This is a genomic window from Dermacoccus abyssi, from assembly GCF_003515945.1.
Lineage (GTDB): Bacteria > Actinomycetota > Actinomycetes > Actinomycetales > Dermatophilaceae > Dermacoccus > Dermacoccus abyssi.
Map to the genome: position 1 here is coordinate 243,364 of NZ_QWLM01000002.1, position 23,477 is coordinate 266,840.

Here is a 23,477-nt window from a genome sequence, read left to right on the forward strand (position 1 = left end):
TCGGTCATCGAGGGCCTTTCCGGTGGTCAGCGCGTCTTGCGCAGGAGGGCGAAGAACATGGCGTCGGTGCCGTGAACGTGCGGCCACAGCTGGACCGACGGCAAGGTGCCGATGCGTTCGATCGGTTCGTCGTAGGCGTCGAGGAAGTACGGCCAGGCGTCCTCCTGCACGACGTCGTCACGCGCACCGAGCACCTCACCGACGACGGCAATGGTTTCGGCCGGGTGCGGCGAGCACGTCGCGTAACCGACGATGCCGCCCGGACGCGTGGCGTCGAGCGCCGAGTTGAGCAGCTCCACCTGCAGGGCGGCGAGCTCTGCGACGTCGAAGGGACGCCGGCGCCAACGCGACTCGGGTCGGCGACGCATCGCACCGAGACCGGTGCAGGGAGCGTCGAGCAGGACGCGGTCGTACGTCGCAGGTTCCTCGGACCCGAGCTCACGGCCATCACCGGTGCCGACGTAGATCTCGGCGCCGTCGTCGAGCAGAGCGCGCAGCGTGCGGCGAACGAGCTCGGTGCGGTGCTCGCTCGACTCGTTGCAGAACAGGACGTGTCCGCGCAGGTGCGCGATGGAACCGAGCACCGCCGCCTTGCCACCCGGCCCGGCGCACATGTCGAGCCACCGCTCGCCGGTCGTGGGGCGGGCCGAGGCCTCGGCCATCTCGTTGTCGGCCTCGATCGGCTTCGCAGCTCGACGGGCGCTTCGGCCAGGGCGATGGCGAGCAGCTGAGAGCCTTCGTCCTGCACAGCAGCGCGCGTCTCGCGGACGGCCGGGATGTTCGCCGGGTCGCCGAACGGCAGGGTGGCCGCGATGGGCGACAGATCGCTGAGTTCGGCACCGGCCTCGACGAGTTCGTCGACGTCCGCGAGGCCTGGACGTGCCACGAGCGCGACGCGGGGTGCCTCGTTGTCCGCGGCGAGCAACGCGTCGAGCGCGTCGTCGAGGCTCGGCTGACCTTCACCGCCGGCCGCTTCGTGACCGCGCAGTGCCTGACGCAGGGCCGAGACGACCCAGGCGGGGTGCGACGTCGCGATGGCGCGCACGTCGTCGGCGTCCTCGACGCCGCGGGTGAGGTCGGCGATCCAGGTGTCGCGGTCACGCTCCCCAGCGCGGCGCAGAACGGCGTTGACGAAGCCGGACGCACCGGCGCCCGCATGCTCACGAGCGAGCGCGACGGTCTCGGACGTCGCCGCGTGCGTGGGCACGCGCATCGAGAGCAGTTGGTGAACACCGAGGCGCAGGATGTCGAGCACGATCGGGTCGATGTCGGCCGGCGCGCGGCCTGCTCCGACCTCGATGACCCGGTCGTAGAGGCCCTGACGACGGATGGTGCCGAGGGCCAGTTCGGTGGCGAAGGCCGCGTCGCGACCGCTGAGGTCGTGGCGGCGCAACACCTTGGGCATCTCGAGGTTGGCGTACGCGCCGTCGTCGACCGCGCGCAGAACGGCCAGAGCCGCGGTACGCGCCGGGTCGCCGCTGCGGCGTCGCTCGGACGGGGCGGCCGCGCTGCGGTGGCCCGCACTGCGCAGCCGGGCATCCGATCGCTCTCGGCCCTTGGCGTCACGACGCGAGGCGTCGTGGCCACCTCGAGAGCCGCGACCGTCACCGCGGTCGTCCCGTCGGGGGTTCGAGCCGCGGCCGTAGCCACCCGATCCTTCGCGCGCGTCAGCCACCGAGGCGTTCTCCTTCGTCGATTCGTACGCCGCGCGCCCAGTCGGCCGCGACCATGCTCTTCTTGCCCTGAGGCTGCACCTCGAGCAATTCCAGGGTGCCTCCGACGGCGCCCACGAAGACCTGCTTCTTCGTCGCGCGCAGCGCACCGGCCGCCAGGGGCGGGTTCGCCTCGTCGGTCACCGCGAGGGTGCTGCGCAGCACCTTGAGGCGCTCACTACGGAACGTCGTCCAGGCCCCTGCGCCGGGGACGCGCCGCGAATGCGGCGGTCGACAGCGAAGGCGGGCGACTTCCAGTCGATCTGCACGTCCTCGACGAGGATCTTCGGCGCGAGGGAGACACCGTCGGCCGACTGGGCGACGGGCGTGACCTCTCCCGCTTCAAGGGCATCGAGGGTCTTGACGAGCAACGACGCTCCGCCCTCGGCGAGGCGTCCCAGCAGGTCGCCGGCCGTGTCCGTGGCGCGGACGGCCTCTGTCATCGTGCCGAAGACTGGCCCGGTGTCGAGGCCCTCCTCGAGGAGGAAGGTCGAGGCGCCCGTGACATCGTCGCCGGCCATGAGCGCGTGCTGCACGGGCGCAGCGCCACGCCACGCGGGCAGGAGCGAGAAGTGCAGGTTGATCCAGCCCAGACGAGGCACGTCGAGGACGTCACGTGGGATGAGCGCGCCATAGGCGACGACGGGGCAGGCATCGGGTGCCAGTTCGCGCAGACGTGCGACGAACTCGGGGTCGGACGGCTTGGTCGGCGTGAGTACCTCGACGCCGGCGTCCTCGGCGACGCGACGCACCGGCGAAGCGGACGTCTTGCGACCGCGCCCAGAGCGGGCGTCGGGGCGGGTGATGACACCCACGACGTCGTGGGCCGAGTCGAGCAGTGCGCTCAGCGAGGGAACCGCGGCCTCGGGAGTGCCGGCGAACACAACGCGCATGGGAGCACGTCCCTTCGTCGAGTGGAGCGGGGTCGGGGTATCGGCCTCGGCCGACGTCCGGCCAAGTCTAGTGGGCGCGCTACCGCCGTCAGTCACGCACGATCGGCGCCAACGGCAGACCCCTCAGGAGCAGTTCGTCGCGCAGCGTGTCCGGGTCGGTGAACAGCAACGCGTCGAGCCCCGCCTGCTCGGCGCTCATGACGTTGGCGCTCGAGTCGTCGATGAACACCGCGTCCTCGAGGCCCCCGATGTGACGGGTCACCTCCTCGAGGATCTCCCACACCTCCGGATCGGGCTTCGTCACGCCCTCCTCGCCCGAGACGATGATCTCCTCGAACAGATCGAGAAAGTCGTGCAGTTCTCGGGCGATCGGGAAGAGCTCGGCCGAGAAGTTCGTCACGGCGAACAGCGGCACCTGCGCTTCGTGGAGTTCCCGCAGGATGGCGACGGTGCCGTCGATGGGCTCGCGGATGGCGTCGGCGTAGTGGTCGACGTAGGCCTGGCCCACCTCTCCGACGGCTGCGTCGTGTTCGGCGAGTTCGGCGACGATCTCGGACCACGGCGTGCCCCCGTCCGCGCGCAAGTTGCGCCCGTGGAAGTCGATGGCGGCCTCGGCGAGAAAGGCCTCGGCGCGCTCGCGCCCGACGACGGGTTCGAGGGCGAGCAACGGCTCCCAGCGGATGAGCACGTTGCCGATGTCGAAGACGACGAAGTCGACCGGGTTGGGGGCCGTGTCGTCCGTGAAGCCCCCGAGTTCCTCGAGATCGGGGCCGTCGATGTCGTCGAGTCTGCTCAGGTCAGGCGTCGAAGTCATGGCGCCCACCGTAACGGAGTGGTTCTCATGCCAGGCCGTCGAGCATCGGGTCGAGCCGCAGCGTGACGACCGGTTCGCGTGCCGCCGAGCGGGCGGCCTGCACGCCACGCAGCAGCTTCGGGGGCTCGGGCGCACCGGGGTCGTTCCAGCGCACGAGGTAGCGCACCTTCGGGTCGTCGTCGTTCGAGCGGCCCGTCGCGCGATCGAACATGTGGCGTCGTCCCAACGGCAGTGGTCCGAGCACGTCGAGCGGCACGCCGTCGTCGTTCGCGCGGCGCGAGACCTCGTCGGCCACGTCCTGCGCCGCACGTCTCGGCCCCTCGAGCGCGGCCATCCGGACGACCGGGGGTAGACCGACCTCGGCGCGTTCGGCCAGCTCGCGCTCGGCGAACCACCGCGGCGCCGCACGCACGAGCGCCTCCACGCTCGGGAACGGCACGTGGCGCGGCACGCCGCACAGGTAGACCGCTCCCCCGTCAGCGGCGCCCCGCACGAGGCCAGCGGCGGTGGACCAGTGCGTGAGCGCCCGCTCGGACGAGTCGAGCCCGGCGCGATCGAGCAGTGCCCACGCGTCGAGCAGGATGGCTGCGCTGTAGCCGTTTTCGGCGACCGGCTCCGCACCGGGCGTTGCGATGACGAGCGCGGGGGTGTCGGGCACCGTGGCCAGAACGTCCGGTGCACCCGATCGGCGCACCGGCACGCCGGGGAAGGCGCGCCCCAGTTCCTCCGCGGTTCGGCCGGCGCCAACGACGAGCGACCTCAGTTCGTGCGCACCGCATTCCGGGCACGTGATGACGTGGGCGACGTGACCACACCAGCGGCACGTGGGTGTGGCCCCTTCATCGGCCAACCCCAGGGGCCCGTGGCAGACGGGGCACGCAGCCTTCGTGCGGCAGCGCGCACAGGCGAGCGCCGGAACGTAGCCGCGCCGCGGCACTTGGACGAGGACGGGGCCGTGTGCGAGCGCATCTGTCGCGCCGCGCCAGGCCTGAGCAGGAATACGCGCGCGGGCGGCCGGTCCGTGACGTTCGACCGCCCGGTCGTCACCTGTCACGACGACGGCCGCACCGGTTCGAGCCACAGCATCGACGGCGACGAGACCCCGGCTCTCCACCCAGGCCTCGACCGCCGCCGACCGCGTGGGGCCCGCTGAGACGAGCGCCGCGCCACTGAGGCGGGCGCGCTCGCGCAGGACGTCGCGCACGTGCGGATAGGGAGCGTGGGGTTCGGCGTGCAGCGGGTCCGTGTCGTCCCACCACACGACGAGCCCGAGATCCTTCACGGGTGCGAACATCGCGGCCCGTGTGCCGACGACGACGTCGGCCTCACCGCGCACCGCCTTGAGGAACGAGGTGTAGCGCGCCTGCGGCCCTTGATCGGCGCTGAGGCGCACGACCTTGTCTCGCCCGAGCAGTGCGGTGCAGGCCTCGAGCACGCGCTCGACGTCGCGCGAGTCCGGCACGACGACGAGGCTCCCCCGCTTCGAGCGTCGAGCCGCGTCGGCGAGCTCGGCGACTGCCCCCGGCCAGGCGTCGTCACCGAACAGCCCGGGTGCCACGTTCCACGACGCGCGTGGGCCCTCGCCGTCGGCGATGTGCTTGAGCAGCGACAACCCGCCGCCGTAGTAACGCCAGGCGCTCGATGCTTCGTCGACCGCTGCCCCGGCAGGCTCGGCCGGCTCGCTCTCGGACCGCTCGCCGTCGCTCGGCGCACCCGGCGATCCGTCCGCCGCCGTCGTGTCCGACGCGTCAGCGGTCTCCCCGACGGCGACGACATCCGCCCTTTCTGACGCCGCGGCCTTCTCGTCCCGAGCGTCGAGCGCCGCCTCGGCGCGGGCGTGCCGGGGCGGGATGGCAAGGCGCAGGACGTCGCTGACGTTCCCGGCGTCACGAGCGGCCACGGCGCGAGCCAGCTCCCACACGTGCGGCGTGAGCACGACCTGGGACGAGATGACGCGTTGGATGGGCCGCAGGGTGCCCGAGAACTCGGCCTGCTCCCGCAGGGCCACGACATAGCCGGTGATCTGCTGCGCCTTGAACCTCACCTTGACGGCGACACCGACTGCGATGTCGTCACGCATCTCCTCGGGCACCGTGTACTCGAACTCGCGGTCGAGGTGAGGCACTTCGAGCATGGGCCAGACGACGGCGACCAGGTCGGGTTTCGACGCGGGCGCAGCGTCATCAGTCGTGTCCGTGCCGGTGGCGCCGGCAGGTTCCTTGCGTTGGGGACGCGCGGCCTCACGCAGCAGGGCCAGCTGTTCGCTGGTCGGTGCGTGCGGCTCGCTCATGGCCCCATGTATACGGCACACCTCCGACAACCGTCGAACCTCCCCGCGTGGACGCCGAAGGGCGCCGCCCCGTCCGGTGTGGACAGGCGGCGCCCTTCGCTCTGTGAGGTCGGTGATCAGCCGGCAGCGCGCTGCAGTTCCTCGACGCGGTTGGTGCGCTCCCACGTGAACCCGTTCTCCAGGCCGGGTGCCTCGGTGCGACCGAAGTGGCCGTAGGCCGCGGTGGGCTGGTAGATCGGGCGCAGGAGGTCGAGCTGCTCGACGAGCGCGGCGGGGCGCAGGTCGAACGTCGTGTCGATGGCCTTCTGGATGACGTCGAGCGGCTTGGTCTCGGTGCCGAAGCACTCGACGTAGAGGCCGACCGGCTGTGCCTTGCCGATGGCGTACGCGACCTGCACCTCGCAGCGCTTCGCGAGGCCGGCGGCGACGACGTTCTTGGCCACCCAGCGCATGGCGTAGGCGGCCGAGCGGTCGACCTTCGACGGGTCCTTGCCGGAGAAGGCGCCGCCGCCGTGGCGGGCCATGCCGCCGTAGGTGTCGACGATGATCTTGCGCCCGGTGAGGCCGGCGTCACCCATGGGGCCGCCGATGACGAACTTGCCCGTGGGGTTGATGAGCTGGCGCACGTTCGTGGTGTCGAGCGCGACGCCGCTGGCCGCGAGTTCGGCGATGACCGGGTCGATGACGTGGCGCTCGATGTCGGGCGCGAGCTGACCGCCCAGGTCGATGCCTTCGTCGTGCTGGGTCGAGAGCACGACGGTCTCGAGGCCGACAGCCTTGTCACCGTCGTAGGCGATGGTGACCTGCGTCTTGCCGTCCGGGCGCAGGTACTCGAGCGTGCCGTCCTTGCGCACGCGGGTGAGGCGCTCGGAGAGGCGGTGCGCGAGGAAGATCGGCAGCGGCATGAGTTCGGGGGTGTCGTCGCAGGCGTAACCGAACATGAGGCCCTGGTCGCCGGCGCCCTGCAGATCGAGCGGGTCGACGCCACCGTCGACGCGGTGTTCGTGCGCCTGGTCGACGCCCTGCGCGATGTCGACCGACTGCTGGCCGATCGAGACGGAAATGCCGCAGCTGTGCCCGTCGAAGCCCTTGAGCGAGGAGTCGTAACCGACCTCGGTGATGACGTTGCGCACGAGCGTCGCGATGTCCGTGTAGCCCTCGGTGCGCACCTCTCCCGCCACGTGCACGAGGCCCGTCGTCACCATCGTCTCGACCGCGACGCGCGACTTCGGGTCCTTCTTGAGCATGTCGTCGAGGATCGCGTCACTGATCTGGTCACAGATCTTGTCGGGGTGACCTTCGGTGACGGACTCGGAGGTGAACAGACGGGTCAAAGCGGACTCCTGACGTGGGCAGCGGCTGCTGACTGGGGCGCGAACCACCCCGTCACAGCATGTTACTGAGTAGTGAAGATAGACGCGGCGAGGTCGACGACCGCTGCCGCGATGTGAGACTTCGGGGCGGGCCCGACGGTGACGACCTCGTCGGAGTCGGCACGCAGCAGGTGGGCGGTCGACTCGTCCTGACCGAACGTGACGCCGTCGCCGACCTCGTTGGCCACGAGAACGTCGCACCCCTTGCGAGCGAGCTTGGCGCGGGCGTGGAACAGGACGTCGCCGTCGGCGTCGCCCGTCTCGGCGGCGAACCCGACGATGACGCGACGACGCGCCTCCGAGTCGGCCTTCGCGTCACGCTGCGCGACGGCTTCGGCGAGGATGTCGGGGTTGCGCACGAGTGTGATGACGGGCGCCGAGTCGTCGCCCGAGCCGTGCGTCTTCTTGATCTTCGACGTGGCCACCTCACTCGGGCGGAAATCGGCCACGGCGGCCGCCATGACGAGCAGGTCGGGCTCGGCCTCGAGCACCTTCTCGCGCATGGCCCGGGCACCCTCGACCGTGACGACATCGACGCGGGACGCAACGTCAGCGGGCGGCGTGGCCGTCGTGACGAGGGTGACCTTGGCGCCCAGGTCGGCGGCAGCTGCTGAGATGGCGAAGCCCATCTTCCCGCTGCTGCGGTTGCCGAGGTAGCGCACGGGGTCGATGGCCTCACGCGTGCCGCCGGCGGTGACCAGCACGGTGCGCCCGGCCAAGGGCCCCTGTTCGCGGGCGACAGGAACCTTCTCGGCACCGTCACGGCGTGTACCGCTCGCGGCCGCAGCCAAAGCGGCTTCGTAGATGACGTCGGGGTCGGGCAGACGGCCGGGGCCGGTGTCGGCGCCCGTGAGTCGACCCGACGCGGGCTCGACGATCGTCACGCCGCGCTCACGCAGCGTGGCGACGTTGGCCTGCGTGGCCGGGTGAAGCCACATCTCGGTGTGCATGGCCGGAGCCATGACAACCGGGCAGCGCGCCGTGAGCAGCGTGTTCGTCAGCAGGTCGTTCGCCATGCCACACGCGGCCTTGGCGAGCAGGTCTGCCGTTGCCGGTGCCACGACGACGAGATCGGCGCTCTGGCCGAGCTTGACGTGCGGCACCGCGTGCACGTTCTCGAAGACACCCGTCTGCACCGGCTTGCCCGAGAGCGCCTCCCACGTGGGAGCGCCGACGAATTCGAGTGCAGCAGAAGTGGGCACGACCGTGACGTCGTGCCCACTCTCCGTGAAAAGACGAAGGAGCAACGCCGCTTTGTAGCCGGCGATGCCCCCCGTCACACCGAGAACGATGCGCATCTCGCGAGACTCAGGCTTCGAGCTTCTCGATCGAGAGCAGACCCTCGTTCATCTCGCGCAACGCAATCGACAGCGGCTTGTCGTTGGGCTGGGCCTCCACGAGCGGACCGACGTTGTCGAGCAGGCCGTCAGCGAGCTGGCTGTAGTAGCCGTTGATCTGACGCGCGCGCTTCGAGGCGTACGTCACGAGCGCGTACTTGCTGTCCGCGATCTTGAGGAGGTCGTCGATGGGCGGGTTCGTGATGCCGATGGGCTCGGCCTTGGTGCCGGACACAATCACTCGTTTCGTCGTCAGTTTCCAGGGGTTCTCATCAATGATACGAGTTCTTCGGCTGCACGCCGAACGTCGTCGTTGACGATGACGTGGTCGAACTCGGATTTCGCGGCCAGTTCGACCTTCGCGGTCTGGAGGCGTCGCTCGCGTTCCTCCTCGGTCTCGGTGCCGCGCCCGACGAGCCGGCGCACCAGCTCGTCCCAGCTCGGCGGCTCGAGGAAGACGAAGAACGCGTCGGGCGCGTTCTGCTTGACCTGGCGCGCACCCTGGAGGTCGATCTCGAGCAGCGGCAGCTTGCCCTCGGCCATCGCCTCCTCGACGGGGGCCTTCGGCGTGCCGTACGAGGCACGACCGTGGACGATGGCGTGTTCGAGGAAGCCGTCCTCGCGCGCCGTCCGGGCGAACTCCTCGTCGCTGAGGAAGCGGTAGTGGACTCCGTCGATCTCACCCGGGCGCGGCGGGCGCGTCGTCGCGGAGACCGAGAGCCACACCTCCGGGTAGTGCTCGCGGATGTAGGCGGCGACGGTGCCCTTGCCGACCGCGGTGGGGCCGGCCAGGACGACGAGGCGTCCACTCATCGAGGATTCCTTCCACGGCGAACTGGTGCGAGACGCCCGCGAGGGCGTGTCGCTCATCCTTTCACAGGCCGACAGTTGGCGGCCCGGCCCCTGTTCAGGCCGAGCGACTCACGCCAAACGAGCCACACTCTCGCGCGTGCGCTCCACAGCCTCGATGAGCGAGCTGACGTCCGGGCCGGCCTTGAGCACGTCGCGCGACGTCGTCGGGATGACGCGCTCGACGGAGGCGCCGAAGACTTCATTGATCGTCTCAACCGTGCCGCCCTGCGCGCCGAATCCCGGCGCGAGGATCGGCGCGTTCGACGCGGCGAGCGCGTCCCGCAGGCCGAGGTCGTCGAGCGCCGAGCCGATCGTTGCGCCCATGACGAAGCCGACGTGGCCCCACTCTCCCCGGTCCGCGGCCTCGGCGTTGTCGCGGGTTGCCGCCGCGACAATGTCGCCCGCGACGCTGCCGCCGGGCGTACTCGCGTGCTGGACTCCAGCCCCCTCCGGGTTCGAGGTCAGTGCGAGCACGAACACGCCGCGTCCGGTGTCCCGCGCGAGGTCGAGCGCCGGGCGCAGCGACTCGTACCCGAGGTACGGGCTGAGCGTGATCGCGTCGGCCGGCTCGGGCGCTTCCTTGCCGAGAAACGCCTCCCCGTAGGCCGTCATCGTCGTGCCGATGTCGCCGCGCTTCACGTCGAGCACGACAAGGGTGCCTGCTTCGCGCAGTTCCTTCGTCACGCGCTCGAGCAGTGCCACACCGCGCGAGCCGAACACCTCGAAGAAGGCTGACTGCGGCTTGACGGAGGCGACGCGTCCGCCGAACGCCTCGACGCACGTCAGCGCGAACCGCTCGACACCCTCGTAGCTGTAGCGCAGCCCCCACCCCTCGACGAGGCCACGGTGGGGGTCGATGCCGACACAGGCCGGGCCGAAGCGCTCGTGCGCGGCCTTGAGTCGAGCACCGAATCCGGCTTCGGGTGACGTGGTGGTCATGGCGGTTCTCCTGGTCGAACGGTCGGCGTCAGCGGTGCGCGACGGCGGTCATGGCGGACGGGGGCATGGAGACCTCTGAACAGTGACGGCGCAGGGCATCCAGCGTGGTGACGCCGGCGCGTGGGTCGCGGATGAGCGCGGTTCCCATCTGCACCGCGCTCGCTCCCGCTGCGAGGGCTGCGACGACGTCCTCAGCCCGCGCGATGCCGCCCCCGGCGACCATCGGCGCGCTCGGGAGTCGGCCGGCGATCATCGCGGCCTTGAGTTCGAAGACGGCGCCGAGCGTCATGGGCAGCAGTGCCGGCCCGGCCATCGTCGCCGCGCCGCGCGTGCGGGGTCTCAGCGTCGTCGGGTCGATGCTCGTCGCTGCCGGCGGGTGACCGACGACGATGACGTCGGCGCCCGACTTCAGTGCGGCGCGGGCCAACTCGACGACATCCGTGCCCAACGTGAGCTTGGCGAAGAGAAGCAGGTTGCGTGGGAGGTGTTCGCGCACACGGGCGACGACCTTCGTCACGGCGTACTCGTCACGCGCGAAGGGGCGCCCGCTGTTCGCCTCGTTCGGCACGGACAGGTTCATCTCGACACCGAGCAGACCGCGCGCTGCGGTGCGACGACGCACGGCCGCAGCAGCCTCGGCGAAGTCGCCGCTCGTGTCCCCCGCGATCGACGCGACGACCGGCGTCTCGCCGCAGATCTCCCACGGCAGCCGCGTGGCGCTCAAGGCGTTGGCACCGATGTTCGGCACGTCGTGTGGGTGCACGACTCCCGAGGGTGTCTCGACGATGACGCGACGTTCGCTGCTCTCGCGAGCTTCACTCGTCAGCGTCGGCGTGACGAGGGCCCCGAACCCGCCGAGTCCACCCCAGCGCACGAGTTCGTGCCCGAACCCGCCACAGCCGGACGCCGCGAGAAGCGGCGAGGCGAGGCGGTGGTTGCCGAGCGTGACCGACACGTCGATGTCTTCGGGAGGCGTGTACGTCTGCGGCTCAGCGCCCTTCGGCGTCTGCGGACTCATCGCTGCTCCAACAGGTCGTGCCAGACGACGCGGTCACCGGGCAGCACCGGGCCCTCGCTGCAGCATCGAACACTGCGAACGTCGCCGGACGCCCCGGCGACCGGCACGATGCACGCACCGCACAGGCCGGTGCCGCACGGCATGGGCACGTCGAACGCACCCTGCAGCACTGCCCCTCGACCCTGGGAGGCCGCCGTCATCGCCGCAAGAGCCGACACGTCGCCGGCGGCGTAGACCACCGGTGCGTCACTCTCTCGGAGCGCGGCATCGAGCGCGACCTGCACGAGGTATTCGAGCGACGTCACTCCCCCCGCTTCCGGCACCACGATGACGACGTCACCCACGAGACGGCGTGCTTCGATGACACCGAGCAGGTGACGGTCGTCGCGACCGCCGATGACGACGCGCGGCACCTGGCTCCCCGCTCGACGCAGTTCGGTGATGAGCCACACGAGCGACGCCGCGCTGGCACCGACGCCCGCGACGACCGCACGCACCGGCTGCGACGGCAGCGGGAAGCCACGCCCGAGCGGGCCGAGGATGCTCACCTCGTCGTGGAGGCGTCGCCCGGCGAGCCAGGCACTGGCCTCGTCGGCGTCGGGGTCGATGACGACCTCGACGGTGCCGCCGAACGTGCCCGTGGGAGTGACGGCCCGCAGCGGCAGCGCGCGTCGGGTGATGATCGCCGACGCCTCGTCACCGATCGCCACCGAAACGAGCTGTCCCGGCCGCGCCGCCTCGGCGATGCCGGGCGCGACGAAGGTGTGCGCGACGAAGGCACCGACGCGTCGCGTCGCGATGAGCTCACCCGTGACGGAGACGACGCCGTCGGCGTTCGACGGCGACGCCTGCGCGTCCGGTGTCGTGCGTGCGTTCAGGGCGGGCCTCAGCGCGCCGCGAACAGGTTGAGGTCGGCTGCGTGCTCCTGCAGCGACTTCACCGAGAACTCGCCATGCATGCCGGCCTCGATGGCCTGCACGGCTGCGGCGAGCTCCTGAACCGTCGTGATGACGGGCGCGTTCATCGACGTTCCCGCCGCGCGGATCGCGTAACCGTCGGCGCGCGCGTCCTGGCCGGACGGCGTGTTGACGATCATGCCGACCTCGCCGTCGAGGATGCGCTGAACGATGGTCTTCTCGCCGTCCTCGCCCTGACCCTGCGAGTGCTTGCGCACCGTGGTCGAGGCGATGCCGTTGCGGCGCAGCACGTCCGACGTTCCGCTCGTCGCGAGCACCGTGAAGCCGAGGTCGACGAGGCGCTTGACGGGGAACAACATGGCGCGCTTGTCGCGGTTGGCGCACGAAACGAAGATGTTGCCCGAGCGCGGCAGCCCCTGGCCCGAACCGAGCATCGCCTTGGCGAACGAGGTGGCGAAGTCGGCGTCGATGCCCATGACCTCACCGGTGGAGCGCATCTCCGGGCCGAGGAGTGAGTCGACGACCTCTCCCTCGGCGGTGCGGAAGCGCTGGAACGGCAGCACGGCCTCCTTGACCGAGACCGGAGCGTCGAGGGGCAGGTGCGAACCGTCCCCGGTGGGCGGCAGCATGCCCTCGGCGCGCAAGTCGGCGATCGAGGAGCCGAGCATGACGCGGGCGGCGGCCTTGGCGAGCGGCACGGACGTTGCCTTGGCGACGAACGGCACCGTACGGCTGGCGCGCGGGTTGGCCTCGAGAACGTAGAGCACGTCCTGAGCGAGCGCGAACTGCACGTTCATGAGGCCGCGCACACCGATGCCCTCGGCGAGAGCGAGCGTCGAGGCGCGAACGCGGTCGAGCTCCTCGGTGCCGAGCGTCGCCGGCGGCAGGACGCAGGCCGAGTCACCGGAGTGGATGCCGGCCTCCTCGACGTGCTCCATGATGCCGCCGAGGTACATCTCCTTGCCGTCGTAGAGGCAGTCGACGTCGATCTCGATGGCTTCGTCGAGGAAGCGGTCGACGAGCACGGGGTGCTCGGGCGACGCCGTCGTCGCACGCGTGACGTACCCTCGCAGCGTGTCGTCGTCGTAGACGATCTCCATGCCGCGGCCACCGAGCACGTAGCTCGGGCGCACGAGCACCGGGAAGCCGATCTCACGGGCCACCGCGACGGCCTCGTCGGCCGAGTAGGCGATGCCGTGGCGCGGCGCGGGCAGGTTCGCCTCGGCGAGCACGCGGCCGAACGCTCCGCGGTCCTCGGCCAGGTCGATGGCCTCGGGAGACGTGCCGACGATCGGCACGCCCTCGGCCTTGAGGGCGCGCGCCAGGCCGAGCGGCGTCTGGCCGCCGAGCTGGACGATGACGCCCGCGAGCGGACCGGCCTCACGCTCGGCGTGGACGACCTCGAGCACGTCCTCGAGCGTCAGCGGCTCGAAGTAGAGGCGCGAGCTCGTGTCGTAGTCGGTGGAGACCGTCTCGGGGTTGCAGTTGACCATGACGGTGTCGAAGCCGGCGTCACGCAGCGCGAACGAGGCGTGCACGCACGAGTAGTCGAACTCGATGCCCTGACCGATGCGGTTGGGGCCCGAGCCGAGGATGATGACGGCGGGCTTCTCGCGCGGCAGCACCTCGCTCTCCTCATCGTAGGAGGAGTAGTAGTACGGCGTCTGCGCAGCGAACTCGGCTGCACAGGTGTCGACCGTCTTGTAGACCGGGCGCACACCGAGCGCGTGGCGGACGCCGCGCACGACGTCCTCCTTCATGTCCGTCAGCTGTGCGAGCTGGGCGTCGGAGAAGCCGTGCTTCTTCGCCAGGCGCAGCAGTTCCGGCGTCAGCTGGGGTGCGCGCGAGATCTCCTCGGCCACCTCGTTGATGAGCTGCAGCTGGTCGAGGAACCACGGGTCGATCTTCGTGGCCTCGTGCACCTCTTCGACGCTGAGGCCGCCACGCAGCGCCTGCTGGACGAGCAGGATGCGGCCGTCGGTCGGGCGCTTGGCCTGCTCGAGCAGCTCGCGCGCCATCTCGGGCGTCGGCAGGTCGTCGGCGCGCCAGTGGAACTGCGCCTCCTTGCGCTCGATGGAACGCAGCGCCTTCTGCAGCGCCTCGGTGAAGTTGCGGCCCAGCGCCATGGCCTCCCCGACCGACTTCATCGTCGTCGTGAGGGTCGGGTCGGCGGCCGGGAACTTCTCGAACGCGAAGCGCGGCACCTTGACGACGATGTAGTCGAGCGTCGGCTCGAAGCTCGCCGGCGTCTCGGCCGTGATGTCGTTCGGCACCTCGTCGAGGGTGTAGCCGATGGCCATCTTCGCCGCGATCTTGGCGATCGGGAAGCCGGTGGCCTTCGACGCGAGCGCCGACGAACGCGAGACGCGCGGGTTCATCTCGATGACAATCATGCGGCCGTCGGCCGGGTTGATGGCGAACTGGATGTTGCAGCCGCCGGTGTCGACGCCGACCTCGCGGATGACGGCGATGCCGACGTCACGCATGCGCTGGTACTCGCGGTCGGTGAGCGTCAGCGACGGGGCCACGGTGATGGAGTCACCGGTGTGAACACCCATGGGGTCGAAGTTCTCGATGGAACAGACAACAACGACATTGTCGACGTTGTCCCTCATCACCTCGAGCTCGTACTCCTTCCACCCGAGGATCGACTCCTCGAGGAGCACCTCGGTGGTCGGGCTGGCCTGCAGGCCCGCGCCGGCCATGCGGCGCAGGTCGGTCTCGTCGTAAGCGAAGCCGGAGCCGAGGCCGCCCATGGTGAACGAGGGACGCACGACGACCGGGTAGCCGAGCTCCTCGGCGCCGGCGAGCACGTCGTCCATGGAGTGGCAGATGTAGGAACGGGCCGACTCTGCGCCACAGCGCTCGACGACGCCCTTGAACTTCTCGCGGTCCTCGCCGAGCTCGATGGCTTCGACGTTGGCGCCGATGAGCGGGCAGCCGTACTTCTCGAGCACGCCGTCCTTGTGCAGCGCGATGGCCGTGTTGAGCGCCGTCTGACCACCGAGGGTGGCGAGGACGGCGTCCGGGCGCTCCTTCTCGATGATGGAGGCGACGATCTCGGGCGTGATCGGCTCGACGTAGGTGACGTCTGCGGTCTCCGGGTCGGTCATGATCGTCGCCGGGTTGGAGTTGACGAGGATGACGCGAAGGCCCTCCTCTCGCAGCACGCGGCAGGCCTGCGTACCCGAGTAGTCGAACTCCGCGGCCTGGCCGATGACGATCGGGCCGGAGCCGATGACGAGGACGCTCTTGATGTCGGTGTTCTTGGGCATCAGGCGCTCACCTTCGCGTCGTTGTGGTCGCTCATCATGGCGACGAAGCGGTCGAACAGGTAGGCCGCATCGTGCGGCCCGGCTGCGGCCTCCGGGTGGTACTGCACCGAGAAGGCGGGGATGTCGAGGCAGCGAAGCCCCTCGACGACGTCGTCGTTGAGGCACACGTGCGAGACCTCGACGCGCCCGAAGTTCGTGCCGTGCTCGGCGTCCGCAGGGGCGTTGGTGTGCCCCTCGATGGGTGCGTCGACGGCGAAGCCGTGGTTCTGGGCGGTGATCTCGACGGTGCCGCTCTCCTTGTCGAGCACGGGCACGTTGATGCCGCGGTGGCCGTACTTCAGCTTGTACGTGCCGAAGCCGAGGGCGCGTCCGAGCAGCTGGTTGCCGAAGCAGATGCCGAAGTACGGAATGCCGGCGCCGAGTACGTCACGCAGGAGGCCGACCTGAGGGGCGGTGGCCGGGTCGCCGGGGCCGTTCGAGAAGAACACACCGTCGGGGTTGATCGCCTGCACATCCTCGAGCGTCGCCGTGGCCGGCATGACGTGCACCTCGATGCCGCGCTCGCTCATCATGCGCGGGGTGTTCGACTTGATGCCGAGGTCGACCGCGGCCACGGTGAACTTCTTCTCGCCCTGGGCCGGGACGACGTAGGTCTCCTTCGTCGCGACCTCGGACGCGAGCTCGCTGCCCTCCATCGTCGGCGCATTCTTCACGGCCTCGAGGAGTTGGGAGTCCAGCTTGTCCGCGTCCGCGCCGGAGAAGACGCCAACACGCATGGCGCCGCGCTCGCGCAGGTGACGCGTGAGGGCGCGCGTGTCGATCTCGCAGATTCCGACGATGCCCTGCTCGACGAGGTCGTCCTCGAGCGTGCGCACGCTGCGCCAGTTCGACGGGCGGATGGCGGGGTCGCGTACGACGTAGCCGGCCACCCAGATGCGGCGCGACTCCTCGTCCTCGTCGTTCATGCCGGTGTTGCCGACGTGCGGCGCCGTCATGACGACGACCTGCTTGTGATAGCTCGGGTCGGTCAGCGTCTCCTGGTAGCCGGACATCCCGGTTGAGAAGACGACCTCACCGAACGTCGTACCCTCGGCGCCGTAGCTGCGACCGCGGAAGACGCGCCCGTCCTCGAGGACGAGCACGGCGTCGGAACGCCGGGCGAGAACGCCGGTCTGATCGTTCGTGTTCACTGGTGAACCTCTCCGTTGGCGAAGGTGCGGCGTCCGCGCAGGAACGTCGCGGCGACGGCGCCCTTGAGCGTGTGTCCGTGCCAGGGGTTGTTGCGGGAAAGCGACTTCGATTCCTCGCGGTCGACGACGTTCGTCACCGCGGGATCGAAGAGGGTGATGTTCGCGGGGGCACCGGCCACGAGGCCGCCGCCCTGCGACGTCAAGCGGGCGATGCGCGCCGGCCGCGCTGAGGTGGCCTCGGCAACCTGCGCCCACGTCATGCGGCCCGGTTCGACCATCGTCGTGTGGAGCACCGCGAGCGCCTGCTCGAGCCCGAGCATGCCGAACGCGGCGTCGGCGAAGGCGTGCTCCTTGTCGTGGCGGGCGTGCGGGGCGTGGTCGGTGGCGACGGCGTCGATCGTGCCGTCGGCGAGCGCCTCGCGCACGGCCTCGATGTCCTCCGCGGGACGCAGCGGCGGGTTGACCTTGAACACCGGGTCGTACCCGGCGAGCAGGTCGGTCTCGAGCATGAGGTGGTGCGGCGTGACCTCCGCGGTGACGTCGATGCCGAGCGACTTGGCCCAGCGCAGCACCTCGACGGTGCCCGCGGTGGAGGCGTGCGCGATGTGCACGCGGCTGCCCGTGTGACGGGCCAGCATCACGTCGCGCGCGACGATGACCTCCTCGGCGACACCCGGCCAGCCGGGCAACCCGAGGCGCCCGGAGACCTCGCCCTCGTGGCAGCACGCGGAGCCGTCGGCGAGCAACGGATCCTGGGCGTGCTGAGTGACGACGCCGTCGAATGCCTTGACGTACTCGAGGGCGCGGCGCATGAGGCGGGCGTCGTGGACGCACTTGCCGTCGTCGGAGAACACGCGCACCTGGGCGCGGCTGCGCGCCATGAGACCGAGCTCGGCGAGCTCCTCACCGGCGAGGCTCTTCGTCACGGCACCGACGGGGTGGACGTCGACGAGACCGACGCGCTCACCCAGTTCGGCGATCCGCTCGGCGGCCTCCGCGGTGTCGGTGACGGGGTTCGTGTTGGCCATCGCGAAGACGGCCGTGAAGCCACCGGCTGCGGCGGCGGCCGATCCGGTGCGGATCGTCTCGGCGTCCTCACGGCCCGGCTCCCGCAGGTGCGTGTGCAGGTCGACGAGGCCGGGAAGAGCGACGAGGCCGTCGGCGTCGACGCGCTCAATGCCGGACGGAACATCGAGCCCCGTACCGATCTCGGCGATACGCCCGTCGCGCACGAGGATGTCGGCGGCCCCGCTGCCGACGACGTCGGCGCCGGTGATGAGGTAGTCGGTCGTGCTGGCCATCAGGCGCCGGCTCCTTCGTTCGAGGCGAGCAGGTGGTAGAGAACGCTCATGCGCACGGCGACACCGGCGCTGACCTGGTCGAGCACCTTGGAACGCGCTTCGTCGGCTGCGTCGGGGCTGATCTCGAGGCCGCGGTTCATGGGCCCCGGGTGGCAGATGACGGCGTGCGCCGGCAGCAGGCCGAGGCGGTCACGCGTGAGTCCGTACCCGACCGTGTACTCGCGGGGCGTCGGGAAGTAACCGCCCGACATCCGCTCACGCTGCACGCGCAGCATCATGACGGCGTCGGCGTGCGGGAGCACGGCGTCGAGGTCGTAGCTCGTCTCGAATCCGTCGGCCCCAGCCCACGCGGCGATACCGCTGGGCATGAGCGTCGGCGGCGCGACGAGCGTGACGTGCGCGCCGAGCGTCTTGAGCAGGATGAGGTTCGAACGCACGACACGGCTGTGCGTCAGGTCGCCGACGATGACGACGTGCTTGCCCTCGAGCGTGCCGAGCTGCGCCTGCATCGTGTAGGCGTCGAGCAAGGCTTGTGTGGGGTGCTCGTGGGTACCGTCACCGGCGTTGACCACCATGCAGTCGACCCACTGGCTCACCTGCAGCGGAGCGCCCGATCGCATGTGGCGGATGACGAGACCGTCGACGCCCATGGCGGCGACCGTGAGCACGGTGTCGTGCAGCGACTCGCCCTTGCTCACGCTCGAGCCTTTGGCGCTGACGTTGATGACGTCGGCCGAGAGCCACTTGCCCGCGATCTCGAAGGAACTGCGGGTGCGGGTCGAGTCCTCGAAGAAGAGATTGACGACGGTGCGTCCGCGCAGGGCGGGCAGCTTCTTGACCTCGCGGTTCTGCACGTCGTGCATCGCACCTGCGGTCTCGAGGATCTGCCCGGCCATGTCACGGCTCAGGTCGGCTGCCGAGAGAAGGTGCTTCATGCGTCGCTCCTTGCGGCGGAACCCGAGATGCGAACCTCGTCGGCGCCGTCGATCTCGGTGATGGAAACCCGCACGTGCTCGCTCGTGGCGGTCGGCAGGTTCTTGCCCACGTGGTCGGCACGGATCGGAAGTTCGCGGTGCCCGCGGTCGACGAGGACGGCGAGGCGCACGGCCTTCGGACGGCCGAGATCGCCGAGGGCGTCGAGAGCGGCGCGGACCGTGCGTCCGGAGAAGAGCACGTCGTCGACGAGGACGACTGTGCGCTCGTCGATGCCACTGGCGGGGATGTCACTGTGGTGGGCTACGCGAGCCGGGTTCTTGCGCAGATCGTCGCGGTACATCGTGACGTCGAGCGTGCCGACGGGGATGTCGACGCCTTCGACGGCCTTGAGGGCGTCACCGAGGCGGCGGGCGAGGTGCGCTCCGCGCGTCGGGATGCCGAGGAGGACGAGATCGTCGGCGCCCTTGTTGCGTTCGAGGATCTCGTGGGAGATGCGGCGCAGAGCTCGCGCGATCTCGGGAGCCGACAGCACCACCCTCCCCACATCGGGCGGTGAACCGGCCGCCTCGCGGCCCGATTCGGTGTCGGCGGGGTGCCCGTTCCCGGTTACGCCCATGTCGTCGCGCGTCATGCGCAGGCCTCCTTCGCCGCCTCGCGGGACGGATCGTTAAAGGATGATTCCGCGCCCGAGTTTACATGCCCTTCCTCTGGCAGGATGACGCCCGTGACCGACCCGAGCGACACCCCAGCCCGCAGGCTCGAACGCAGCGGCGCTCGCCTCCTCCAGCAGGTCGCGAGCTGATCGGACGTCGAAGCGCCCGCAACCCCTCCATGGGGTGCGGGCGCTTCGGCGGAACTGCAGTCGGCGAGTGTCAGTCGACGAGCGAGGACTTGACCTCGGAGAGCTTCGTCAACAGGCCGCCGATGAATTGCGGCGAGTTGTCGGTCGACAGCTCGGTCGCGAGGTTCTTGGCCTCGGAGACGGCGACGCCGTCGGGCACGTCGTCGACATAGAGCACCTCGTAGGCCGCGACGCGCAGCAGCGCGCGGTCGACGGCGGGCATGCGATCGAGCGTCCAACCGCGTGCGTACGTCTCGAGCGCTTCGTTGATCGTGCGCCAGTGGTCGACGACGCCGCGCACGAGCACCGCGGTGTACTCCGGCAACGGAGCTGGCGTCACGGGCGCGAGGACGCGCTCGTCGAGCAGATCCTTCGCGTTGATCTCACGCTGCTCGGCTTCGAAGAGCAGGTCGAGGGCGCGCTTGCGCGCCTTGGTGCGAGCGCCCATGAATCAGTTGACGCGGCCCAGGTAGGAACCGTCACGCGTGTCGACCTTGACCTTGGTGCCCTGCTCGAGGAACAGCGGAACCTGGATCTCGGCGCCGGTCTCCAGCGTTGCAGGCTTCGTGCCACCGGTGGAGCGGTCGCCCTGCAGGCCCGGCTCGGTGTGCGTGATCTCGAGGACGACGGAGGCCGGCAGCTCGACGTAGAGGACGGTGCCCTCGTTCGTCGCGACGATCGCTTCCTGGTTCTCGAGGAGGAAGTTCGCCGCGTCACCGACGGTCTCCGCGGGGATGTTGATCTGGTCGTACGTCTTCGTGTCCATGAAGACGTAGTCGCCGCCGTCCTGGTACAGGTACTGCATGTCGGAGCGGTCGACGTTGGCGGTCTCGACCTTGACGCCTGCGTTGAAGGTCTTGTCGACGATCTTGCCCGAGAGGACGTTCTTGAGCTTCGTGCGGACGAAGGCGGGGCCCTTGCCCGGCTTCACGTGCTGGAACTCGACGACGGACCACAGCCCGTTGTCGATCTTGAGAACCATGCCGTTCTTGAGGTCGTTCGTGCTCGCCACGGATTTCCGCCTTCGTTGCTCGTGCGGCACGGGCCTGGCCCGGTCTGCCACGTCACGTCGTCGCTGTGATGCCGCCCAGGAGGCGGCGAACAGCGCTTGTCGTTGCTGATTCTGTCGTTGTCACCCGCACGAGACGCACGGGCATCCCCGTCAGTCTAGGGGGCGCGGCGCACCGGCCCGAATCGCGTACGCGCGCAACCCCGGATCAGGCACGGCCGGGGTGATGCGTTCCACGCGTCGGTGTGCTCAGATGGGGGCCATGAAGTGGTCTCGAATCGCCGCGTCCCTGCCTTTCGTCGCAACGGCCGGTGTGGCCGCGCGTGACCTCACGCAGAAGGACCATTCGCTCCTGCGCAACTTCCCCGTCCTGGGTCACGCCCGCTACGGCCTGGAGTTGATCGGCCCGGAGTTGCGCCAGTACATCGTCGCGAGCAACGACGAGGAGCGTCCGTTCAACCGCGACCAGCGCGCCTGGATCTACCGCTCCGCCAAGGGCGTCAACAACTACATCGGCTTCGGCACCGACAACGACATGGAGACGCTGCAGGGTTACCCGATCATCAAGCACCGCACCTTCGCGCGGTCGATGGCGGCCGAGACGGAGGATCACGCCATCCCTTGCGCGAAGGTCCTGGGCGGCGCCCGCGGGCGCGCCAAGGCGTTCCGCCCCCGCTCCGTCGTCAACGTGTCGGCGATGAGTTTCGGCTCGCTGTCGGGCAACGCCATCATGGCGATCAACGCCGGCGTGCACCTTGCGGGCGCGATGCACAACACGGGCGAGGGCGGCCTGTCCACCTATCACCGTCAGGGCGGCGAGCTCATTCTCCAGATCGGCACCGGCTACTTCGGGTGCCGTGACGAGAACGGCGAGTTCGACCTCGAGCGTCTCGTGGCCGTCGTCGAGTCGGCGCCGGTCAAGGCGATCGAGATCAAGCTCTCCCAAGGCGCCAAGCCCGGCCTCGGTGGCGTCCTGCCAGGCACGAAGGTGACGAAGGAGATCGCGGAGATCCGTGGTGTCGTCGAGGGCAAGACGGTTGTCTCCCCCAGCCGTCACACCGCGTTCCACGACGAGGACTCGATGCTCGACTTCGTCGAGCGCATCGCGACGAGGACGGGTCTGCCGGTCGGTATCAAGTCCGCTGTCGGCGAGATGGCGTTCTGGCACCGCCTCGCGGACCTCATGTCGAGCACCGACGGTCCCCGCCGGGGAGTCGACTTCATCACGATCGACGGCGGTGAGGGCGGCACGGGTGCCGCGCCCATCGTCTTCTCCGACTCCGTCGCTCTCCCCTGGGCCGTCGGGTTCTCGCGCGTCTACAAGACCTTCTACGAGGCCGGGCTGAGCGATGACATCGTGTTCATCGCCTCCGGCAAGCTCGGCCTCCCGTTGGCGGCGACGCAGGCCTTCGCCATGGGCGCCGACATGATCAACGTGGCCCGTGAAGCGATGCTCGCCATCGGGTGTCTGCAGACGCAGAAGTGCCACGAGGACACATGCCCCACCGGTGTGGCCACGCAGAACAAGTGGCTCGCTCACGGCCTCGACCCGCAGCAGAAGAAGCACCGCATGGCGAACTACGTCCTGGCCCTGCGCAAGGACCTGCTCAAGATCAGCGACGCGATCGGTGTGGCACATCCGGCCCTCATCGGCCCGGAGGACCTCGAACTCATGGACGGTGTGCGCCGCGGCGTAGCGCTCGACGAGGTCTTCGGCTACCCGGAGGGTTACGGACGCCTCGGGCTCGACCTCGCAGCCGAGATCGAGCGCATCATGGTCGAGGGCGACTTCGTGCACCTCGGCGGTGAGAACGAGGACAACCGGGAGACTGCTGCCACGGAGCAGCCCACGCGCTGACGGCTCTCCCACGAACGCCGACAAGGGCCGGGGCCCTCACCGCTCGGTGGGCCTCCGGCCTTCGTCGTGTCGGCCGTCAGGTGCTCGTCAGGGGTGCGGACGGCTTCGTCGCGACGACGAGTGTGGCCTCACTGGCGAAGTTCAGCAGCCCGTCGTGTGCCTCAGTCGCCGCGAGACGGACGAAGTGCTCCTGCACCGCACGCCGCACGTCCGGCGTCTGAGCGAGGTAGCGTGCGCCTGCGGCCGCCACGCCCGACGAGATCCCGGCCCACAGATCGTCGGGGCTCACGCGCCACCGCCACGTCGTCCGGTCCTTCACCACGACGGACAGACCGGCCGCGCGCGTGATGTCCGCCAGACCTTCCGGGCTCCGCTCGAAGTCGAGATGCTCGGGCAGCTGGGCAGACGGCGGCGATGTCGCGTCGGCGGCCTCGAAGGCAGCGCCGACGAGGTCGGCCCATCCGGCGCCGGCGCGCGTCCAGATCGTCACAGCCAGCCGTCCGCCGGGCCGTAACACCCGGGCAGCCTCTGCCAACGCCGCGCGTGGATCGGCGACGTGGTTGACGACGAAGTTCGCCACGACGGCGTCGACACCGGCGGAGGTCACCGGCAGGTTCGGCAACGCCGCGCGCACCACCCGGGCCGCCTCGGCCGAAGCGTTCAGGGCATCGCGTGTCATCGACGCCATGTCCGCTTCGGGATCGAGAGCGATAACCAGCCAACTGCGCCCAGCGGCGGCTCGAGCCACCGTTCCCGTGCCGGAGCCGACATCGAGCAGAACCGCCGAACGCCGCTCCATGGCCGGGGCGACGTGGTCGAGCAGTGTGGGCACGGGCCCGGCGCAGAGCGTCGCAAAGGATCTGCGGTAGCCCTCACTGACGTTCGACCAGGTGCAAGCGCTCGTCACGGCGTCGGCTCGCGG

19 protein-coding genes and 2 pseudogenes are annotated in these 23,477 nt (G+C 69.9%); 1 reads left to right on the plus strand and 20 read right to left on the minus strand.

Annotated elements, in window-relative coordinates; translation table 11 throughout:
• Positions 1-26 precede the first annotated feature (26 nt).
• The 19 genes and pseudogenes from D1832_RS16080 to efp all read right to left on the minus strand — a co-directional run bounded on the left by D1832_RS16080 (position 27) and on the right by efp (position 20,700).
• Entirely contained in the window at positions 27-662 is a 636-nt protein-coding gene (locus D1832_RS16080; RefSeq protein ID WP_338067274.1) for an RsmB/NOP family class I SAM-dependent RNA methyltransferase, read from the minus strand.
• 506 nt (positions 663-1,168) lie between these two features.
• Positions 1,169-1,675 (minus strand): annotated as a pseudogene (locus D1832_RS16085) (transcription antitermination protein NusB); the annotation flags it as partial.
• Positions 1,668-2,605 (minus strand): annotated as a pseudogene (gene fmt / locus D1832_RS02725) (methionyl-tRNA formyltransferase). The pseudogenes fmt and D1832_RS16085, both read right to left, overlap by 8 nt.
• Before the next feature lie 88 nt (positions 2,606-2,693).
• Positions 2,694-3,419 carry an HAD-IA family hydrolase gene (locus D1832_RS02730; RefSeq protein WP_118912507.1) on the minus strand — a complete coding sequence of 242 codons (726 nt, stop codon included), beginning with the start codon at positions 3,417-3,419 and terminating at the stop codon, positions 2,694-2,696.
• Between the two features lie 25 nt (positions 3,420-3,444).
• Complete coding sequence (locus tag D1832_RS02735) at positions 3,445-5,709, minus strand: primosomal protein N' family DNA-binding protein (RefSeq protein WP_118912508.1); 2,265 nt, start codon at positions 5,707-5,709, stop codon at positions 3,445-3,447.
• A gap of 116 nt (positions 5,710-5,825) precedes the next feature.
• Positions 5,826-7,043, minus strand: a complete 1,218-nt coding sequence (metK, locus tag D1832_RS02740; protein WP_047312700.1) for a methionine adenosyltransferase — start codon at positions 7,041-7,043, stop codon at positions 5,826-5,828.
• 62 nt (positions 7,044-7,105) lie between these two features.
• The gene (gene coaBC / locus D1832_RS02745) at positions 7,106-8,380 is read right to left on the minus strand and encodes a bifunctional phosphopantothenoylcysteine decarboxylase/phosphopantothenate--cysteine ligase CoaBC (protein WP_118912509.1); all 1,275 of its coding nucleotides are present in this window, start codon (positions 8,378-8,380) and stop codon (positions 7,106-7,108) included.
• A 10-nt stretch (positions 8,381-8,390) separates the two neighbouring features.
• Positions 8,391-8,654, minus strand: a complete 264-nt coding sequence (rpoZ, locus tag D1832_RS02750; protein WP_118912510.1) for a DNA-directed RNA polymerase subunit omega — start codon at positions 8,652-8,654, stop codon at positions 8,391-8,393.
• Positions 8,655-8,671: 17 nt separating this feature from the next.
• Positions 8,672-9,232 (minus strand): guanylate kinase, encoded by a 561-nt coding sequence (gmk, locus tag D1832_RS02755; RefSeq protein ID WP_118912511.1) that lies wholly within the window; start codon positions 9,230-9,232, stop codon positions 8,672-8,674.
• Positions 9,233-9,340: 108 nt separating this feature from the next.
• Positions 9,341-10,210 carry an orotidine-5'-phosphate decarboxylase gene (gene pyrF, locus D1832_RS02760; RefSeq protein WP_118912512.1) on the minus strand — a complete coding sequence of 290 codons (870 nt, stop codon included), beginning with the start codon at positions 10,208-10,210 and terminating at the stop codon, positions 9,341-9,343.
• A gap of 28 nt (positions 10,211-10,238) precedes the next feature.
• Positions 10,239-11,228, minus strand: coding sequence for a nitronate monooxygenase (locus D1832_RS02765; RefSeq protein ID WP_118912513.1), 990 nt, complete (start codon positions 11,226-11,228; stop codon positions 10,239-10,241).
• Positions 11,225-11,938: an iron-sulfur cluster-binding protein gene (locus D1832_RS02770; protein ID WP_241510828.1), complete on the minus strand. Its 714-nt coding sequence runs from the start codon at positions 11,936-11,938 to the stop codon at positions 11,225-11,227. Before D1832_RS02770 ends, D1832_RS02765 begins: the two co-directional genes overlap by 4 nt.
• A 176-nt stretch (positions 11,939-12,114) precedes the next feature.
• On the minus strand, positions 12,115-15,420 hold the full coding sequence (gene carB / locus D1832_RS02775) for a carbamoyl-phosphate synthase large subunit (RefSeq protein WP_118912514.1): 3,306 nt from the start codon (positions 15,418-15,420) through the stop codon (positions 12,115-12,117).
• Positions 15,420-16,610 carry a glutamine-hydrolyzing carbamoyl-phosphate synthase small subunit gene (gene carA / locus D1832_RS02780; RefSeq protein WP_118912515.1) on the minus strand — a complete coding sequence of 397 codons (1,191 nt, stop codon included), beginning with the start codon at positions 16,608-16,610 and terminating at the stop codon, positions 15,420-15,422. Before carA ends, carB begins: the two co-directional genes overlap by 1 nt.
• Complete coding sequence (locus D1832_RS02785) at positions 16,607-17,911, minus strand: dihydroorotase (protein ID WP_118912516.1); 1,305 nt, start codon at positions 17,909-17,911, stop codon at positions 16,607-16,609. The genes carA and D1832_RS02785 overlap by 4 nt, the downstream gene beginning before the upstream one ends.
• Positions 17,911-18,846, minus strand: coding sequence for an aspartate carbamoyltransferase catalytic subunit (locus D1832_RS02790; protein ID WP_118912517.1), 936 nt, complete (start codon positions 18,844-18,846; stop codon positions 17,911-17,913). Before D1832_RS02790 ends, D1832_RS02785 begins: the two co-directional genes overlap by 1 nt.
• Positions 18,843-19,478 (minus strand): bifunctional pyr operon transcriptional regulator/uracil phosphoribosyltransferase PyrR, encoded by a 636-nt coding sequence (gene pyrR / locus D1832_RS02795; protein ID WP_118912518.1) that lies wholly within the window; start codon positions 19,476-19,478, stop codon positions 18,843-18,845. Before pyrR ends, D1832_RS02790 begins: the two co-directional genes overlap by 4 nt.
• Positions 19,479-19,719: 241 nt before the next feature.
• A complete protein-coding gene (gene nusB, locus D1832_RS02800; protein ID WP_118912519.1) occupies positions 19,720-20,136 on the minus strand; it encodes a transcription antitermination factor NusB in 417 nt (138 codons plus the stop codon).
• Positions 20,137-20,139: 3 nt separating this feature from the next.
• Positions 20,140-20,700: an elongation factor P gene (efp, locus tag D1832_RS02805; protein WP_047312690.1), complete on the minus strand. Its 561-nt coding sequence runs from the start codon at positions 20,698-20,700 to the stop codon at positions 20,140-20,142.
• A 259-nt stretch (positions 20,701-20,959) separates the two neighbouring features.
• Between efp and D1832_RS02810 the strand changes: the two genes are divergently transcribed.
• Positions 20,960-22,555, plus strand: coding sequence for an FMN-binding glutamate synthase family protein (locus D1832_RS02810; protein WP_118912520.1), 1,596 nt, complete (start codon positions 20,960-20,962; stop codon positions 22,553-22,555).
• A gap of 76 nt (positions 22,556-22,631) precedes the next feature.
• On the opposite strand, the gene D1832_RS02815 is transcribed toward D1832_RS02810, so the two are convergent.
• A complete protein-coding gene (locus tag D1832_RS02815) occupies positions 22,632-23,387 on the minus strand; it encodes a class I SAM-dependent methyltransferase (RefSeq protein WP_118912521.1) in 756 nt (251 codons plus the stop codon).
• Positions 23,388-23,477: the final 90 nt, after the last annotated feature.

Bases quoted from the DNA above. Each gene is read 5' to 3' on its own strand.
- D1832_RS02735 (WP_118912508.1), bottom strand. From the start codon at position 5,709: ATGAGCGAGCCGCACGCACCGACCAGCGAACAGCTGGCCCTGCTGCGT.
- D1832_RS02810 (WP_118912520.1), top strand. From the start codon at position 20,960: ATGAAGTGGTCTCGAATCGCCGCGTCCCTGCCTTTCGTCGCAACGGCC.
- carB (WP_118912514.1), bottom strand. From the start codon at position 15,420: ATGCCCAAGAACACCGACATCAAGAGCGTCCTCGTCATCGGCTCCGGC.
- nusB (WP_118912519.1), bottom strand. From the start codon at position 20,136: ATGGGCGCTCGCACCAAGGCGCGCAAGCGCGCCCTCGACCTGCTCTTC.
- D1832_RS16080 (WP_338067274.1), bottom strand. From the start codon at position 662: ATGGCCGAGGCCTCGGCCCGCCCCACGACCGGCGAGCGGTGGCTCGAC.
- D1832_RS02730 (WP_118912507.1), bottom strand. From the start codon at position 3,419: ATGACTTCGACGCCTGACCTGAGCAGACTCGACGACATCGACGGCCCC.
- D1832_RS02790 (WP_118912517.1), bottom strand. From the start codon at position 18,846: ATGAAGCACCTTCTCTCGGCAGCCGACCTGAGCCGTGACATGGCCGGG.
- gmk (WP_118912511.1), bottom strand. From the start codon at position 9,232: ATGAGTGGACGCCTCGTCGTCCTGGCCGGCCCCACCGCGGTCGGCAAG.
- D1832_RS02765 (WP_118912513.1), bottom strand. From the start codon at position 11,228: ATGAGTCCGCAGACGCCGAAGGGCGCTGAGCCGCAGACGTACACGCCT.
- pyrR (WP_118912518.1), bottom strand. From the start codon at position 19,478: ATGACGCGCGACGACATGGGCGTAACCGGGAACGGGCACCCCGCCGAC.
- pyrF (WP_118912512.1), bottom strand. From the start codon at position 10,210: ATGACCACCACGTCACCCGAAGCCGGATTCGGTGCTCGACTCAAGGCC.
- D1832_RS02785 (WP_118912516.1), bottom strand. From the start codon at position 17,911: ATGGCCAGCACGACCGACTACCTCATCACCGGCGCCGACGTCGTCGGC.
- coaBC (WP_118912509.1), bottom strand. From the start codon at position 8,380: ATGCGCATCGTTCTCGGTGTGACGGGGGGCATCGCCGGCTACAAAGCG.